Below are 14647 nucleotides of genomic sequence, written 5' to 3' on the forward strand. Positions count from 1 at the left end.
TCCTCTGCTTATATAGCCTCTAAAATTTTTAGTCGGTAAATATAACTTTGTTCCCTGTACAATTACCATTAAACTATTGGGGACGCTTTGTTCCATTTTTGAGACAGTGAGGCTAAGGTGCCTGATTTAAACGGTATGATGCTGTTTGCAGCAGTAGTTAGAGCAAAAGGTTTCTCCCAAGCGGCCAGAGATATTGGCCAGCCAAAATCAACCATAAGTCGTAAAGTCGCTCAGCTAGAAGAGCAACTTGGTGTACGCTTGCTGCAACGTGATACCCGTAATTTAAGTCTGACTCAAATTGGTGCTTTGTTTTATCAACATTGTGATTCTATCCGCCAAGAAATTGAAGCCGCCAAAGCCATTATCGAAAATACCCATAGCGATATCTCCGGTTCATTGCGGATTGCCATTCCGGTGTCATTCTCTCAAGACGTCATTGCCACCCTTTGCAGTAGCTTCATGCGCCTTTATCCCAACATCGAGCTCGACGTTCAATTCACCGACAGTAATGTTGGCTTAGTCGGCGAAGGTTATGATATTGCCATAAAATATGGCCCATTAGAATCTTCTGACTTAGTGGCGCGGTTATTGTTTGAACGCCAACCTATATTAGTTGCAAGCCCTGGATATCTCAAAAAATCAGGCACACCAGCAACCCCTCAAGAGCTGGCCCAGCACAGTGGCATATTATTAGGCACCAGCATGTCGGCGCCTATTTGGCCGGTAGGTAAAGGCAATCGCAAAACCATGGCCACCTTTAAACGCAAGGTCAGGGTCAATAGTGCCAGTATGGTCAAACGCCTCGCTCAAGATGATTTTGGTATCGCCATGCTATCCAATAATAGCTGTAAGCAAGAACTGGCAGCAGGCAGTTTAGTGCCATTACTGCAAGAGTGGCCTATGGAACCCTTCAAAGTGTACGGGGTGTATTCAAGTAGACGGCAATTAGCCAGTAATATTAGCGCCTTTTTAGATTTTTTCGCGAAACGATATGGTAGCCAAGAGTCATTACAATCAATAATGAATTAGTGCTAAAGCCGTGTTAAATTAAACTCATAAAAATAAAACATCCTAAAGGAATAGTCATGTTCAAGCCCTTGTTTGCCCCCTTATTTAACCGTACTGCTTTGGCAGCTTTTACTGCCTTATTGCTAACTTCAGCCCCTACTGTTGCCCAAGGCTTCAGCATACAACGAGACGTTGAAGAGTTACGTTTACCCACAGCCCTGAGCTCAATGCCTGCCGTGGTTAATCAATATGAACACTTTAATAGCAGCTTAGGTAACAAGCTGGTTAACTCAACTGATGAGCTAGTCATTACCCAAATGGTCGCAGCCCAAGGCACCCAACTATGGCAGCAAGCGGTAGCCGATGTTCAGTCAGGCAAACACGATGATCGCGGCCTATATTGGAGTCGCCTTGCTATGCGAGAGACCTTAAAAACCGCCCATGCGGGTTATAATATTGTCCCTTGGCAGCGTGACATCTTGATTAAAGCGTTTGAGAAGTCTTCAAGAGGCTTAAGCGACATTCAGTTTTTACCCGAAAGCCAAATTAAAATTCTCGTCACAGGTTTTGACCCATTCTTTTTAGATAAGCATATTGATCAAAGTAACCCATCAGGATTAACAGCCTTGGCTTTAGATGGCGTCACTTTTAATGTTAATGGCAAACAAGCTCAAATCGAAACTGTGATGATCCCGGTGCGTTTTGCCGACTTTGATAACGGCATGATCGAATCACTATTAACGCCTATGTATCGTGATAATAGTGTTGATATGATTTTTACTGTCAGTATGGGGCGTGATAATTTTGATTTAGAGCGCTTCCCCGCAAGAGGTCGCAGCGCAGCAGCACCTGACAATTTGAACGTTTATACTGGTGCAAATAAAACCACCCCAATGGCTCCACTTTTTAATGGCGGTAACTTAAACGGTCCCGAGTTTGTGGAGTTTTCACTGCCTGTCTCTGCCATGAAGCAAGCCCAAGGTGACTGGAGCATCAATGACAATCATCAAGTGACCAGCATTAGCAGAGGTCAATTTGATGCTAAGTCCATTTACGAACTGGCTAACGAGCAATCGGTAGAAGGCTCTGGCGGCGGTTATTTATCTAATGAGATTTCATATCGCAGTATTTTATTAAAGCAACAATTTAACCGTACTTTACCGGTTGGCCATATTCATACTCCCAGAGTCGCAGGTTTTGATGCAGAAATGGAATGGAAAATGGTGCAGCAAATCCGCGAAATGGTAAAACTTGCTGCGGGTTCGCTTTAGCATTAGTTTTATGCCCTGCTGATAATGCTATTATAGCCTTATCAGCAGGCGATTTCGCCTACAGCAACTTACAACTCTTTACGATTAGCTTATTATGTTCAAATCTATTTTCGCACGCCGAACATCAACCCCCATAGCAAATACCTGTACTAAACATCTTGCTTCAGAGGCTCGTATTCCATTACCGAAAACCGAAGCCCAACAGCAAGTATTATTGAAAATAGAATCCGACTATCAATTGGCCGAGCAGCAACTGCAGCGAAAATTTCCCCGTCCGAGCATTCTATTTAGCTTAAGAGGCAAAAGCGCTGGCACTGCGCATCTACAATTGAATAAACTGCGCTTTAACCCAGTGTTACTAGAAGAGAATGTCGATGCATTTGTAACCCAAGTGGTGCCCCATGAAGTTAGTCATTTATTGTGCTTTCAACTGTTTGGCAAAGTGAAGCCCCACGGTAAAGAGTGGCAACAGTTAATGAACGGCATTTATCAAATACCTGCAGACACCACCCATCAATTGGACACTAAATCCGTTGCAGGTAAACAGTTTCAGTATCATTGTCAGTGCGGCCCGGTCATGCTCAGTATTCGCCGCCACAACAAAGTCACTCGCAATCAAACTCAATACCGTTGTATCCGCTGTTCACAGGTACTAACAGCCAAAACATAGCCGTAAATAATTTTACTTTATCCTAATATTTATCATTAACTTATAGTGATATTTGCCATTGTTAGCATTGAAATAACACAATTGATTGCATCCCCAGTTTCAATCCCTTACCATCCTTCGCAAATATCAGGCTATACCACCCGTATAACGCCTGTGCCGTATATAAAAATCAGGGTCTTTTGTGCAACAGTATTTAAAACATATTTTACAGCCTCTGTGGCTGTTAGTGCTTTTCACCGCTATCATTTTAACGTCATCAAATTTACACGCAGCTGAACACCCGAAAAGTTTTCGAAGTGCTAAAAAAATTGCTCAGCAGATTTATAGTAGCTCGCTCCCCATGAGCAGTTTTTATTGTGGCTGCGACATTAAGGTGGTCGGTAAGCAGTGGAAACCCGATTTAGAAAGCTGTGGTTATCAGGTTAGGAAACAAATCCCTAGAGCTAACAGAATTGAATGGGAACATGTGGTTTCAGCTTGGGAGTTTGGCCATCAGGAACAATGCTGGCAAGATGGTGGCAGAAAAAATTGCGGCAGAGTTAGCCCAGAATTTAAGAAAATGGAAGCCGACTTACACAACCTCACTCCAACCGTGGGTGAAGTCAACGGCGACAGAAGCAATTACCGTTTTAGTCAGTGGAATGCAAAGTCTACCCTATATGGCCAATGTGATATGGTAGTCGACTTTAAGGGCCGAAAGGTGCAACCACCTGAGCAAAGCCGCGGCGCTATTGCCAGAACCTATTTTTACATGCAAGACACTTATGGGTTGTCGATTTCATCTAGCCAACAACGCTTGTTTGAAGTTTGGAACAGCTATTACCCTGTCAACGAAACAGAATGCCTGCGGGATCGTTTAATTGCAGAAAAACAGGGTAACCATAATAAAATTGTCTTAAAACAATGCCAAACCCTCAGCCTCATTGATTAAGGATTGTTATTTATGCGAGTTCCAAGAATTTATCAGCCCGTCAATGAGCTAGCGCTCAACCAACAAGTAAAGCTTGATGAAGACGGTGCAGCCCACATTGGCCGAGTGCTGCGTATGACACAAGGTGAGCAAATCAGTTTATTCAGCGGTGATGGTTATGACTATTTAGCCAATATCATCAGCGCCAATAAAAAGAATGTCACTGTGGAAATCATTACAAAAACGGCAAATGATTCAGAGTCACCGTTAGATTTACATTTAGGCCAGGTTATTTCTCGTGGTGACCGCATGGACTTTACTATTCAAAAGTCTGTTGAATTGGGTGTCAGCACCATAACCCCGCTATTTTCAGATCGCTGTGGAGTCAAACTTAATGGCGAACGGCTCGATAAAAAAATCGCTCAATGGCAAAAAATTGTCATTAGTGCTTGCGAGCAATCAGGGCGAAGTGTGGTCCCTGTTGTGCGCCCAGCCATGACCTTAAGTCAGTGGTGCGCTGAGCAAACCGATGCGCTAAAGTTGAACCTACACCCAAGAGCGGCACATGGTATTAATGGTCTGTCATTGGATGAGAGTAAAGATAGCCATAAAGTTCGTTTGCTAATTGGTCCTGAAGGCGGTTTATCAGAAGAAGAGATCGCCATGACAGAAACCCAACAATTTACCGATGTATTGCTCGGTCCAAGAGTATTACGAACAGAAACCGCTTCGCTAACGGCTATCACCGCCTTGCAACTTAGGTTTGGTGATATTGGTTAATCAATGATGCATGCATTGAGAATATAAGGATAAAAGTATGATTAAGCTCGGCATAGTAATGGATCCAATTAGTGAGATTAACATTAAAAAAGATTCTAGTTTCGCCATGTTAATGGCAGCGCAAGCTCGCGGTTATCAGTTGTTTTATATGGAAATGAATGATCTTGCTATGGTTAATGGCGAGGCTACTGCCACCATGCGTTCATTGACTGTTGCAGCAAATTCTGAAAAATGGTTTGAATTAGGCGACAGTATTGATACGCCACTGGCTGACCTTGATGTCATCTTAATGCGTAAAGACCCACCATTTGATACTGAGTTTATCTATGCAACTTATATGCTTGAGCGCGCTGAAGAGCAAGGTACACTGATCGTTAATAAGCCACAAAGTTTACGTGATGCCAATGAAAAGCTGTTTACTGCGTGGTTCTCAGAATTCACCCCAGAAACCATAGTCACCAGAGATGAGCAACGCATCCGCGCTTTCCATAAAGCCAAAGGCGATATCATTTTAAAACCACTTGATGGTATGGGTGGCAGTTCAATTTTCCGCGTTAAGAAAGATGATCCTAACTTAGGCGTTATTATTGAAACCTTAACCAATGAAGGTCAGCAATACGCCATGGCACAAGCCTTTATTCCAGATATTACTTCTGGTGATAAGCGCATTTTAGTGGTCGATGGCCAGCCAGTGCCCTTCTCACTGGCACGCATTCCACAAAAAGGCGAAACCCGTGGCAATTTAGCCGCTGGCGGCCGTGGTGTGGCGCAGCCGTTATCGGAATCTGATTGGCATATTGCTAACACTATCGGACCTGAGCTTAAAAAGCGTGGGCTTATCTTTGTTGGTCTTGACGTGATTGGCGACAAGCTAACTGAAATTAACGTCACCAGCCCAACTTGTATCAAAGAAATTGAAGCCGCATTTGATGTGGATATTACTGGGATGTTGATGGACTCAATTGAAGCGCGTATCAATAAAAAAGCATAAATCAAAAGGATAGCAGCAGTGGAGATCATTGCTGCTGATATTGTCGAACACATTTGGGACTACACATGCATTTAAGACGTACGCTAGGCTTACTGCTTAGCTTAACCCTGTGGTTTTCTAATACCACTGTTGCCAATGAACTTATCGCTGAAGCCGCCATTAATACTGATACTGCTAGCCAAACTCAAGCTGAAGCTGCTGTTACTTCCGAAGCCATTTCGGAAAAAGCAGCAATTGAACAGGTTGTAATTGATGACCCCGTAATCGTCGCGCCAATTACAGCACTAAAAAGCACTAACAAAGCTTCAACTACAGCAGCTAAACCTAAAAACATGGTCATCATGGTGGGAGATGGCATGGGCCCAGCTTACACCAGCGCCTACCGCTACTTTAAAGACAACCCCAATACCCAAGAAATCGAGCAAACCGTATTCGATAGGCTGTTAGTGGGCATGGCAAGTACCTACCCTGCTCGCAGTAGCGGTTATGTGACTGACTCTGCCGCCTCGGCAACCGCGTTAGCCACAGGATTTAAAACCTATAATGGCGCGATTTCAGTCGATGAAAATAAACGCCCACTGACCACCATTATGGAACTTGCCAAAGCGGCAGGCTTATCCACGGGTGTCGCGGTATCAAGTCAGGTGAACCACGCTACTCCTGCGGCGTTTTTAACGCACAATGAGCACCGCAAAAACTATAAAGCCATCGCACAATCATATTTAAACACCGATGCTGATGTCATTTTAGGCGGCGGCCAACAGTATTTTTCAGCTGAACTGTTGCTGCAATTTAAAGACAAAGGCTATCAACACATTACCGAGTTTGAGCAACTTGATAGTATCACTGAGCCAAAAGTACTGGGTTTATTTGCCCCAGTGCAACTGCCATGGGTCATTGATGATAAGCAAGGCCATAAACTTAGCAGCTTAACGAAAAAGGCCTTAGAGCTATTAGCTCAAAACGACCAAGGCTTTGTGTTACTGGTTGAAGGCAGCCTGATAGATTGGGCTGGACATGATAATGATATCGCCTCAGTGATGGGCGAAATGGATGAATTTGCCAATGCCATTGAAGTGGTTGAGCAATTTGTTCGTCAACGTAAAGACACCTTGATGGTGGTTACCGCCGATCACAACACCGGCGGACTTTCTATTGGTACTAATGGTGAGTATGAGTGGCAGCCACAACTCATTCACGCCATCAATGCCTCACCAACGAATATTGCTCAGCAGTTAATTGCTACTGATGACTGGCAAACTAAGTTTAATCAACTGATTGGCTTTGACGCCAGCCAAGAAGAATTGACTCAATTAAGTAACGCCCGTATGCAGGGTGAAAAGCAGCTTACTGCCACTATATTAACAATCATTGATGCCCGCACTAATACCGGCTGGACCACACTGGGTCACACTGGATTAGACGTGCAGGTTTTTGCCGCAGGTCCAGGAGAAAGACTGTTCAGTGGCCATCAAAACAACACTGATATTGCCACTAAGATGATGAGTTTATTACCCCAAAGCCAAACTGTTATTATCAGTAATTAATTACTGATGAAGAAAGCTTAAAGGGTGACAATTTTGTCACCCTTTTTATTGCCGGTATTTGCTATAATCGACAGATTATTTTTTCAAAGGTTAATCTCGTGCTTACTAACGCTTCTCAAGTCATTTTAAGAAATGCTGAATTCATTGAAAACCAAGATGTTTTAATTCTAAATCATGAAGCTGATACCTTGGCGGCTGAGTTGCTTAACAGCGCTGCATCTGTGACGAGCTTAGCATTAGACTTTAACCATTATTTATTATTGCCGCAAAAACAACAAAAAGGCTTAAGCAGTCACTTTGGTCATCAGCTGCCAACTACCGATGCAGAAAAACGCTTTGATGTCGCTATTATCTATTTCCCAAAAGCTAAGCCCCTAGCGCCTTATTTATTTAACCTCGCCGCCAAGCATTTAAAGCAGGGCGGACACCTAATTGTCGTAGGCGAAAATAAAGGTGGGGTTAAATCGTTAGCAAAGTTACTACCTGAGTATTTCTCAACCCCAAGTAAGCGCGATAATGCCCGCCATTGTTTATTATTTGTCAGTGAGTTAATCGCCCAAGCACCTGTATTTGACCTTAATAATTGGGTCAGCCAATACTCATTATCAACCCCTCAAGGGGAGATCACCATTTGTAATCTTGTGGGCGTGTTTAGCGAAAAGCGTCTCGATCAAGGTACAGAATTATTGCTATCGCATTTGCCGACATTAGAAAAACGCGTATTGGACTTTGGCTGTGGTGCTGGGGTTATTAGCGCGGCCTTACTAAAAGCAAACCCAAGTTTATCCGTTGAGTGTATTGATATTAATGCCATGGCTTTAAAAGCCTGTGAACTCACCCTTGCCGCAAATGGCATGCAAGCAAAAGTGTATCCCTCTGATGGCTTTAACCAAATTAGCGGTCAATTTAATGGCATCATTGCTAACCCACCATTTCATGATGGCTTAGCCGCAACCACCCAAATTGCCAAAGACTTTGTTAAATCAAGTGCATCAAGCCTTGCCAAAGGTGGGGTGTGGCAAATTGTCGCTAACCGAAACTTGCCGTATGCCGACACCATAGCCGCTGAATTTGGCCAAGTGAACGTACCTGCAGAAAACAATAAATATAAATTATATCTATTTAATAAATAACAAAAATGGCTCCACGGCTATGGAGTTCACAAATTATTTGATTTAGTTATAAAACAACCAATTACTGACTAGTTTTTATCCCTAAAAAACGCTACATTTTGTTAGCTAATAATAAACGTCATCTAAGGCGTATCGTTCTACCTATTGGGCAGCCTAATAAGCTCAAATGTAGAACGTAAAAATAAGGGATTTTATGCTAGCATCAGATTTAGCGGTTTTTAATGTTGATCAAACTCAAGTTGAGCTTCGCGTTACGCCTAGCCGTCACGGCCCCATCACTGAAGATGATATAACCCAGTTACTTAATCAGCCTGAATTTGCCATGCTGCGGCCCTTAGAGCAAAACATTGCTAAGGCGACCGCTGAAGTAAATAGTCACTGCAGTGTCGATAGCGGTAAACACGAATTATTTTTTATTATTGCTGAGCGCCTTGATGGTAAAGTCATCATCGAGATCAGCGAAGATAAAATGTCAGCCTCAATGAGCTTGGTGTCTGCCTATGGCGGCCAAGACCCAACACTGCCAACCATTTTAAATGCGCTTAAATTCCATAAGGTTAAAATGGGCTTAAGCAAACCCAACATCCTATCGCTACTACAACAATTAGACACCTTACCGCCAGGTGAGCAATGTCGCTCGCTGATCGCCCACGGTAAACAGCCCCAAAATGGCACCAATGCCAGCCTAGCAAGGCAAGTGCCATTAGCCCGCGAGCGCTTATTGCAACCCCAAGAGCGAGAAGATGGATCGGTGGATATGCGCGATTTGGGCGCCATGATCATGGTAAAACCAAACGATGTATTAATGATTAAAACCCCTGCTACAGATGGTGTTGCAGGTTATAACGTCAATGATGATGTTTTGCCGCAAATCCCCGGCAAAGACATGATTATGCAGCCAGGTAATGGCACTCAACTGGCCGTCAATGATCCTAACTTATTAATTGCGACAGTTTCAGGTCAGCCAGTTGAAACCCGCCTTGGCATGCAAGTGGATGATGTACTACAAATTAAAGACGTTGATGTCAATTTTGGCCATGTGAACTTTGAAGGCAGCGTGTTAATTAGCGGTGATGTCCATGAAGGCATGCAAGTGAAAAGTAGCGGCGATATTACCGTCATGGGGTTTGTGGACTCAGCAACACTGGATGCCAAAGGCGATATCATTGTCAGTAAAGGCATCATTGGTCGCCAAATTAAAGAGCATCAACTTAGCACCACCATTAATGCCCAAGGACAAATTTGCGCACAATTCGTGCAATACTCAAGCCTTAATGCTGACAATGATATCTTAGTGACCAAGCAATTACTTCATAGTCACGCATGTTCAAACGGTGTCATCACAGTGAGTGATCCTAGCGGCAGACGAGGCGATCTGGTTGGTGGCAAGGCGAGCGCTAGCAAAGGCATTCATGCGGTGGCAATTGGCGCTACAGCAGGCACTAAAACCGCATTATTTTGCGCCATGGATCAAGCTCAAATTCGCGCAGAAGTCAAAACTACCCATGATAAAATCAAACAGCTTGTCATTGCAGGCCTTGATATTGAAGCTAGATTACGCAAGCTGCCACCTAAAAGCGAATGGCAAACCGATGCAGGCATGATAGAGCAAGTAAAAATGATGCTGGATGAAAAGAAACAACTCGCCAGCAATCGTGCGCAGTTAGAAGCGCAGTTCAAGCAATTACAGCAAGATGCCGATGGCTACTATAATAAGCATTTTATTCAGGCCAAAAAGCATATCTTTACCAACGTTAAAATTAATATTGGCCCGTCTAAAAATACAACCCAACGGGAGCACGGCCCTTGCCTCGTCATGAATAAGCAAAATGAAATTAGTTTTGATTATGGCAACCGATAGTTGCACTATGTAACGGGTACATACTTCAAGCGGCAATAGTGTGGCCTTAAATCATTGAGTTTATCAATGGTTACTCAGTGTCACCGCCTTCAGGTTTTATCATGCAAAGTATTTGTTGGCCCGCAGTCATCAAGCAGCAAAGCTGTGACGAGCTTATTTATCTAGCTAGTGATAGAGACTGGCTAGAGTTTTGCTACTTAACTCCTCATATTGCAGGTACCTGCGATAAGTTACTCGACAGTGAAGGCAATACTTTCGATATTTCCATCAACTCAGCAACAGATACCAGCCAACCTATAACCGTAGCCGCATTGCCTCAATTAGCATTAAGCACTCAGGCTATCGACTTAATGACTTTCATTCATTATGTACGCCAACATGCCCAGCTAAATGGTCATTGCTGCAGCGCAAAGCTTATTTTCAGTACTATTAGACAAGGAATTGAAACGGTTGAATTTCTTGAGTCTGAATTTTCTTGAGTCAGCCTCACGACTCAGGCAAAATGCTGTTCCACATTTTATCCCGTAATACGAGTATCAAGCATGGAACTGTTAAACATAGAATGCCTAGGAAAACGCCTACGATTAGAGGGCTCCATGGCTGGCTGGCAACAGCTCTATTGGGATAATCAACTGGTTTCGCAAAAGTCGGCTTCTGCTGATAATCAAAGCTTTACTATCCACGAATTTGAGTTGTCTAGACCGAGTTCACTAGCAGAACCCAGTCATGATGATGTCATCACCCAAACCAACCGCCAAGTCATGAAAGTGCGCTTAGAGTCTGATGTGCAGTGGCAACCATTTATCATCAACTATACGGTTTTGGTGGACAATAACACCATTGCCGATGGCCAGCGTAACAGCAAGGACATAGAACGACAAACCCCTGAAGTGGCCCCAGTTAAACAACAAAAATTCAGTTTTGTTGGCTTAGCCTCTCTAGGTTTTAAGTTACTTAAAAGCGCCAAAGTGATTAAAGCCATGCTCGCTGCAGCCAGTGTGGCGGCCTACTCTTGGCTATTTTCAATTGAGTTTGCATTAGCCTTGATTGCCTGTTTGGTTATCCATGAATATGGTCATATCAAAGCAATGAAACACTTTGGCATGAAAACCAAAGGGATTTATTTGATCCCATTTATGGGCGGCCTTGCTGTTAGTGACGAGCGTATTAATACCCGTTGGCAGAACGTGGTGATCTCTATTATGGGGCCGACTTTTGGCCTGTTTATGTCCATCGGCTGTATGCTGGCTTATTGGCTGACGGGTAATATCTTTTTTGCCGGACTGGCCAGCTTTAACGCCCTATTAAACCTCTTTAATTTATTGCCGATACTGCCTTTAGATGGTGGTCATATTTTAAAAAGTATCACCTTTTCGATGAATAGCATGGTGGGTCTAATCGCCTGTATCGCAGGCGCAGCCGCTGGGGTATTCATTAGCTACAGCCTTGGACTGGCATTACTGGGCTTCTTATTATTAATTGGCAGTCTTGAGATTGTATTTGAATGGAAAAGCCGTCATCAAAGTCATTTATTGCCCCTTGACCGTTATGGGCAAATCTTCTCGACCTTGTGGTACTTCATTACGGTTGGCTTACTGATTGCTATTATTTGGTATTTTGCTGCATCTGGCGATGAAATGCTGTCGATGCCATTAGAAATATTAAGAAGCTAGTCAAATAAATAGCAGTGCTTAACATCAACTAAGCTAGCAAGAACTAAGCTAGCAAGAACTAAGCCTGAGAGAACTAAGTCCGTAAAAACTAAGCCCGTAAGAACTAGCTACGGGCTTAACTTGCTGAAAAAACGAAATTAACTTATCTATTTAGCTTATGGAATTTCAAATACCTTAGTCATGACTTTATACAGCTCAGTGCCTTGATGGACTGAAGCTGAAGCAAAATGCAGCACTGGCACGCAATCTATCGGCAAACTCACCGAAGTGACGGCATTATCACTGCCGTACTGATCTAACCTTAATAAGGTCACTAAAGGCTCGCCAGCAGCTAACGGCTCACCAACCGCTGCGCAGTATTCCACTAAACCCGCTTTAGGGGCATGAAACTTTTTATAATCCTTTAAGTAACAGCCCCAGCGTTTCATGCTGGCAGGAGCAACATGCTCTTTGATCACTCCCCGATGGCTCAAATAGGCCAAAATACCTAGGGCATCATTTTTAGCATCTGCCATATCAATACGTTCTTGGCTTGCTAGCTCTAAGGTAAAAGCCGCCACAGGCACATCGAATATGCGCCCTTTTAACGCTGCATATTCAGTTAATTGCCACCATGGACAAAAAACCGCTTCATCCATGGCGCCGCCAAATTCATTGGGGATAATTAACGATAAGGGGATCGAGAAAAACGCGGCTGCGGCTGCATCATACTCAGGGCAATAAAGGTGCTTTGCAGATTTAGGCCCGGTATGTAAATCAAGCACGATATCAGCGCCATGGGCCATATGTTGTAATATCACCGCTAAGCGATGCCCGGTACTAATACCCCAAGGGTTGGCTAAACGTTGCTGGCAATTATTGACTAAGGTTTGCCTAAAAGCACTAAACAAGTCCTTGTCGGCAAAGTGTTGATGCTCAGTGAACCAGCTCGCAATATCAAGTGACTGATCATAATACTCTCGGTTCCAATTCACCCCAGTGATAGGATCAAATCGCCCTAAGGTAAACTCGCCACTTTTTTGATTAATGCCTAAAGGGTTGGCTAATGGCACGCAGTGAATATCGCCTAATACAGTGTAGTCTTGCAGTAAAGTCATCAGCTGATGTATCACCGCATTACCCTGCACTTCAGCCCCATGAACATTGGCCTGAATATAAACACTGGGCGCGGCGTCATCTGAGCCTTTAAAGCTAAACAGTGGCGCCGTTAACGCTTGGCCTGTGGCAAGCTCTCCCACTTCAACCCGAGACATGGTGGCTGAATAATCGTTAGCCTGTTCTGTAATTGAATTCACTGATGTCATACCTGCCACGTTAGCTATTATTCAAATAAGTTTTGGTGCAGAGAGTTAACCACATCTGCGGCTTCAGATTCAGCGACGAGAACACATAAGTTATGTGGGCTAGCCCCTTGGCAAATCATGCGCACATTATGCTGTTCAAGTACCCCAAAAACTCGGCTGCAAATACCTGCTGTTGACGCTATTTGATTACCAATAATCGCCACTAAAGCTAATTTATCTTCCACTCTTACACGGCAATTTTGTGATAGTTCTTGCAGTAATGACTCGCTTAATAACCCCTGCCCGCTGGAGTCAGAACCGGTTTTATCAAGCGTTAGTGACACATTAACTTCTGAGGTGGTAATCAAATCAACTGAAATTTTATGCTTAGCAAGCGTGGCAAAGGTGTGCGCTAAAAAGCCCTGAGCATGGAGCATTTGTAAGCTATGCAGGTTTAATAAAGTTTGATCGCGTCTTAGAGCCACAGCTCGATAAACCGGGGCATCTTCTACTTGATGACGGATCCAAGTTCCACCTTGTTCAGGTGCTTTACTGGAACCAACAAACACCTGAATTTGTTGACGCACGGCCGGTAAAATCGTCGCAGGGTGTAATACTTTAGCGCCAAAGGTAGCCATCTCAGCCGCTTCATTAAAGCTAATTTCAGCGATAGGTCTCGCATTAGGCGCTAAACGTGGGTCAGTGGTATAAATTCCGGCCACATCAGTCCAAATCTCTACCGCATCTGCTTTTAAGGCTTCAGCTAATAACGCAGCTGAATAATCACTGCCGCCACGGCCTAAGGTGGTGGTGTTGCCTGCTTCATCAGCGCCAATAAAACCTTGAGTCACGATCACTTGCTGAGCCAATAACGGCTGTAAATGCTCAGCGCCTAGGAGCGCAATTTGCTCAATTTGCGGCTCTGCTTTACCAAAATGGCTATCGGTTCTTAATACTTGGCGCACATCAAATGAACTTGATGGCGTGCCTTTTTGGCGAATAACCGCAGAGAACAATAATGATGAACATTGCTCACCCATGGATAACAGCTCATCAATGATGGCTTTGCTTCTATCGAGCACTAACTTATCACTAAGCACTGCCATTCTGCTTAATAGCTTATCAATCGTAGCAGCTACATCTTGTGGACGCGCCAGCTTATCAACAATGTCATATTGAATTTTAGCAATTTGAGTGACTAAACTTAAGCGGCGTTGGTCGTTCACATTGGCTTGAGTTAACTCAACCAGTAAATTAGTGACACCGCTAGAAGCACTAACAACAACGACGCGGGTATTGGCATTGGCTAAAATAATGTCCGCACAGCGGTTCATGGCGTCAAAATCAGCAACTGAGGTGCCACCGAACTTAGCAACAACTAAACTCATGCTGATACCTCCACGACATTCGCAGACGAACTTTTACTAGACAAAGTTTTAGTAGACAAAGTTTTAGCAGACAAACTTTGACTAAACATACTTTCAGTAGACATGGACTGAGTAGACATAAACTGAGTACAC

13 protein-coding genes are annotated in these 14647 nt (G+C 43.7%); 11 read left to right on the forward strand and 2 right to left on the reverse strand.

Annotated elements, in window-relative coordinates; translation table 11 throughout:
• The first annotated feature begins 117 nt into the window (after positions 1–117).
• The 11 genes from BCU94_RS00430 (at position 118) to BCU94_RS00480 (ending at position 11844) form a co-directional block, all read left to right on the forward strand.
• Complete coding sequence (locus tag BCU94_RS00430) at positions 118–1029, forward strand: LysR family transcriptional regulator (protein ID WP_102436735.1); 912 nt, start codon at positions 118–120, stop codon at positions 1027–1029.
• Between the two features lie 56 nt (positions 1030–1085).
• On the forward strand, positions 1086–2279 hold the full coding sequence (locus BCU94_RS00435) for a hypothetical protein (RefSeq protein ID WP_102436733.1): 1194 nt from the start codon (positions 1086–1088) through the stop codon (positions 2277–2279).
• A gap of 94 nt (positions 2280–2373) precedes the next feature.
• Positions 2374–2949: a SprT family zinc-dependent metalloprotease gene (locus BCU94_RS00440; RefSeq protein ID WP_102436731.1), complete on the forward strand. Its 576-nt coding sequence runs from the start codon at positions 2374–2376 to the stop codon at positions 2947–2949.
• 220 nt (positions 2950–3169) lie between these two features.
• Positions 3170–3880: an endonuclease gene (locus tag BCU94_RS00445; protein ID WP_241901138.1), complete on the forward strand. Its 711-nt coding sequence runs from the start codon at positions 3170–3172 to the stop codon at positions 3878–3880.
• 12 nt (positions 3881–3892) lie between these two features.
• Positions 3893–4639, forward strand: a complete 747-nt coding sequence (gene rsmE / locus BCU94_RS00450) for a 16S rRNA (uracil(1498)-N(3))-methyltransferase (RefSeq protein WP_102475341.1) — start codon at positions 3893–3895, stop codon at positions 4637–4639.
• A 37-nt stretch (positions 4640–4676) separates the two neighbouring features.
• Positions 4677–5630: a glutathione synthase gene (gene gshB / locus BCU94_RS00455; protein WP_102436726.1), complete on the forward strand. Its 954-nt coding sequence runs from the start codon at positions 4677–4679 to the stop codon at positions 5628–5630.
• 65 nt (positions 5631–5695) lie between these two features.
• Positions 5696–7177 carry an alkaline phosphatase gene (locus BCU94_RS00460; RefSeq protein WP_241901135.1) on the forward strand — a complete coding sequence of 494 codons (1482 nt, stop codon included), beginning with the start codon at positions 5696–5698 and terminating at the stop codon, positions 7175–7177.
• Between the two features lie 98 nt (positions 7178–7275).
• Positions 7276–8310, forward strand: a complete 1035-nt coding sequence (locus tag BCU94_RS00465) for a methyltransferase (RefSeq protein ID WP_102475342.1) — start codon at positions 7276–7278, stop codon at positions 8308–8310.
• A gap of 193 nt (positions 8311–8503) precedes the next feature.
• Positions 8504–10171 carry a FapA family protein gene (locus BCU94_RS00470; protein ID WP_102475343.1) on the forward strand — a complete coding sequence of 556 codons (1668 nt, stop codon included), beginning with the start codon at positions 8504–8506 and terminating at the stop codon, positions 10169–10171.
• Between the two features lie 101 nt (positions 10172–10272).
• Complete coding sequence (locus BCU94_RS00475; RefSeq protein WP_133149772.1) at positions 10273–10650, forward strand: DUF4144 family protein; 378 nt, start codon at positions 10273–10275, stop codon at positions 10648–10650.
• Between the two features lie 63 nt (positions 10651–10713).
• Positions 10714–11844, forward strand: a complete 1131-nt coding sequence (locus tag BCU94_RS00480; RefSeq protein ID WP_102436718.1) for a site-2 protease family protein — start codon at positions 10714–10716, stop codon at positions 11842–11844.
• Positions 11845–11999: 155 nt separating this feature from the next.
• Here BCU94_RS00480 and BCU94_RS00485 read toward each other — a convergent pair whose 3' ends face one another.
• Both BCU94_RS00485 and lysC read right to left on the reverse strand, forming a co-directional pair.
• On the reverse strand, positions 12000–13148 hold the full coding sequence (locus BCU94_RS00485) for a succinylglutamate desuccinylase/aspartoacylase family protein (protein ID WP_102475345.1): 1149 nt from the start codon (positions 13146–13148) through the stop codon (positions 12000–12002).
• 17 nt (positions 13149–13165) lie between these two features.
• Positions 13166–14515 carry a lysine-sensitive aspartokinase 3 gene (gene lysC, locus BCU94_RS00490; protein ID WP_102436714.1) on the reverse strand — a complete coding sequence of 450 codons (1350 nt, stop codon included), beginning with the start codon at positions 14513–14515 and terminating at the stop codon, positions 13166–13168.
• Positions 14516–14647: the final 132 nt, after the last annotated feature.

It is taken from the genome of Shewanella sp. 10N.286.52.C2 (assembly GCF_002874545.1).
Lineage (GTDB): Bacteria > Pseudomonadota > Gammaproteobacteria > Enterobacterales > Shewanellaceae > Shewanella.

Coding starts and splice junctions, on each gene's coding strand:
- BCU94_RS00435 (WP_102436733.1), top strand. CDS start 1,086: ATGTTCAAGCCCTTGTTTGCCCCCTTATTTAACCGTACTGCTTTGGCA.
- BCU94_RS00440 (WP_102436731.1), top strand. CDS start 2,374: ATGTTCAAATCTATTTTCGCACGCCGAACATCAACCCCCATAGCAAAT.
- rsmE (WP_102475341.1), top strand. CDS start 3,893: ATGCGAGTTCCAAGAATTTATCAGCCCGTCAATGAGCTAGCGCTCAAC.
- gshB (WP_102436726.1), top strand. CDS start 4,677: ATGATTAAGCTCGGCATAGTAATGGATCCAATTAGTGAGATTAACATT.
- BCU94_RS00460 (WP_241901135.1), top strand. CDS start 5,696: ATGCATTTAAGACGTACGCTAGGCTTACTGCTTAGCTTAACCCTGTGG.
- BCU94_RS00470 (WP_102475343.1), top strand. CDS start 8,504: ATGCTAGCATCAGATTTAGCGGTTTTTAATGTTGATCAAACTCAAGTT.
- BCU94_RS00475 (WP_133149772.1), top strand. CDS start 10,273: ATGCAAAGTATTTGTTGGCCCGCAGTCATCAAGCAGCAAAGCTGTGAC.
- BCU94_RS00480 (WP_102436718.1), top strand. CDS start 10,714: ATGGAACTGTTAAACATAGAATGCCTAGGAAAACGCCTACGATTAGAG.
- BCU94_RS00485 (WP_102475345.1), bottom strand. CDS start 13,148: ATGACATCAGTGAATTCAATTACAGAACAGGCTAACGATTATTCAGCC.
- lysC (WP_102436714.1), bottom strand. CDS start 14,515: ATGAGTTTAGTTGTTGCTAAGTTCGGTGGCACCTCAGTTGCTGATTTT.